Genomic DNA, 2,405 nt, shown 5'->3' on the forward strand with positions numbered 1-2,405 from the left:
AAATTTATTAGTAATTGATATTAAAAATTAAACATGATAAAATTCTATTGAAAAATAAAAAATTAAAGGGTACGGATAAAATCAAAATGAAGTTATAATTTACCTTTAAAATAAAAGTATCATAAATTTTAAAAGCCTATATTAATAGGTGTATTTATAGTGCTTAAATTAAGGAGAGTAAATTATAAAATATTTAGTAATGCAATAATATGTAGAGAAGGAAATTCCATTTGCTTTTTATATTAGTTTGCTAACTTTTTTAGTGTGCCTGTTATTATAATAGTCTCTCCTTATATTTGAGTACAAATGAGGAGGGATTTTTTTATGCAATTAGTAAATATAGAAAATCTAAAAAGTATTATTTGGATGAATTAATATTAGATATAGATAAATTTGAAATATTAGATTTACCTAGAAGCCCTTGAGGAATCTTAAAAAAATACAGATAAAACCATGCTTATAGTATCACATGATAGAGCCTTTATATATAAAATATGTGACTGTATTATTGAAATTAAAAATCAGCAAATTGAAGAGTTTAACGGAGATTATAGTAAGTATATAGAAAATGAAGGCAATAAAAAATTGAAAACATTTAATCATAAAAATAAAGATGAAACTTTATCCTTAGAAAATGAAATGAGTTATGTAATTTCCATGTTATGTGTGGAGACTAATCCTTATAAAAAATCTGAATATGAAAAGAAATATGACTTAATCTTAGCTAAGCTAAAATAGCTAAGAAATAGCTAGAAATTATTAGATAAATTATATGACAAATATTAAAGTAATTTAAAATAAAAAGTAAATTAATATTTAAATTCTACTATAAAAATTGTGTAATCATCATAGATAAATGTAGAAAAATCGACAAATAAATTTATAGTACGACAAGTTTTCCTTGTTTTTTCTCTGCTACAGTGCTACTATGTATTGGTGCTGAAAATTAATTTATAATATTTAATTTAATATTTGAAATCGTTATACTTAATTTATCAGTACAGCAATTATATATTTACAACAAAAGGAGAGAATTCGATGAGTAATTCAAACAAAAAAATTGTTGCTGGTTGGAAAGTTGTTATAGCATGTATGCTTATACAAGCAATACCTTATGGTGTTTTAGCTAACTTACAACCGCAATTCATGTACTACGTAGTTAGTGACAAAGCATTAGGTTTTAGTATGGCAAGTTTTTCTTTAATATTCACTATAGGAACTTTAGTTTCAGCTATAGGTTCACCAATAGTTGGTGGTTTATTTAAAAAGTTTAGCCTTAAGCCTTTATACATAGCAGGTGCTATATTAGGTTGTGGTGGTTTTGCTGCTTTCTCAATAGCAACAGCTCCATGGCAATACTACTTAATAGCAGGTATAATGCAAATAGGTGCTGCTATAATATCTGCATTAGGTATACCTCTATTAATAAATGCTTGGTTCGATGAAGCAAGTAAAGGTAAAGCTTTATCTACAGCTATGGCTGGGGGATCTATAGGAAATATATTCTTACAAGGTTCATCAGTTGCTTTAATAAAAGCTGTTGGATTTAAACAAGCGTACTTAATATTTGGTCTTGTAGGCTTAGTAGTAGCCTTACCAATAATACTGTTCATGTTAAGAATGCCAAAAGATGCTTCAGAAGTTGTAAGAGCTAAAGGTTCTGAAGAAGATAATAAGGAAGAAGGCTTAAGCTGGGGATACACTGTTGCTGAAGCTATGAAAACTAAAGGATTCAAATTCCTTGCTGGTGGATTCTTCTTTGTTGGTATATATGTGGCAGCATTATCAGTACAATATCCAGCTTACTTACATTTAAATGAAGCTGTAAATACAGGAATAATAGGATCTATATTCGCTATATGCTCTCTTGGGGGGACTATAGTTGGTGGTAACTTATTCGATAAAATAGGACCATTCAAAGCTATGGGAATAGCTGGTGTAATAGTTTTAATATCTAATTTATCATTAATATTTGCAATAGATGTAACTCCTCTTGCTTATGTATTCGCAGTAGCAAAAGGTTTATCAATATTCGCTTATACAATAGGTCCTGCTTTACTTGTTGGTAAATTATTTGGTAACAAAGAATATGCTGGTGTATTGGGTATGGTACAATTAGTATTCGGTGTAGGATTTGCTGCTGGTTCATCAATATTTGGTATAGTAGTTGATAAAATGGGATATGGAGTAGCTTGGTGGGCAATAGTAGGAGCTGTTATATTAGCTTATGTTGGTATATTATCTGCTATAAAAGCTATGGACGTATTAAATAAAAAAGGAACAAAAGTAGATAAAGAAGTAGCTGCTTAATTATAATATAGTCTATTTAGATGATTAATCTAAATAGATATAACTACTTATTATATAATTAGTAGGATATATAAGAAATTAACTGGAACAAGTTA

2 protein-coding genes are annotated in these 2,405 nt (G+C 28.1%); both read left to right on the plus strand.

The annotated features are described in order from the left end of the window. Window positions 1-453: 453 nt before the first annotated feature. The gene (locus tag NSA58_RS18925; protein ID WP_074079201.1) at window positions 454-738 is read left to right on the plus strand and encodes a hypothetical protein; all 285 of its coding nucleotides are present in this window, start codon (window positions 454-456) and stop codon (window positions 736-738) included. Window positions 739-1,038: 300 nt separating this feature from the next. Continuing rightward, a complete protein-coding gene (locus NSA58_RS18930; RefSeq protein WP_074079202.1) occupies window positions 1,039-2,310 on the plus strand; it encodes a conjugated bile salt MFS transporter in 1,272 nt (423 codons plus the stop codon). Window positions 2,311-2,405: the final 95 nt, after the last annotated feature.

Source organism: Terrisporobacter muris, from assembly GCF_024621905.1.
GTDB lineage: Bacteria > Bacillota > Clostridia > Peptostreptococcales > Peptostreptococcaceae > Terrisporobacter > Terrisporobacter muris.

What these genes read in the sequence shown, in the direction of transcription:
- NSA58_RS18930 (WP_074079202.1), top strand. Translation starts at nt 1,039, where the DNA reads ATGAGTAATTCAAACAAAAAAATTGTTGCTGGTTGGAAAGTTGTTATA.
- NSA58_RS18925 (WP_074079201.1), top strand. Translation starts at nt 454, where the DNA reads ATGCTTATAGTATCACATGATAGAGCCTTTATATATAAAATATGTGAC.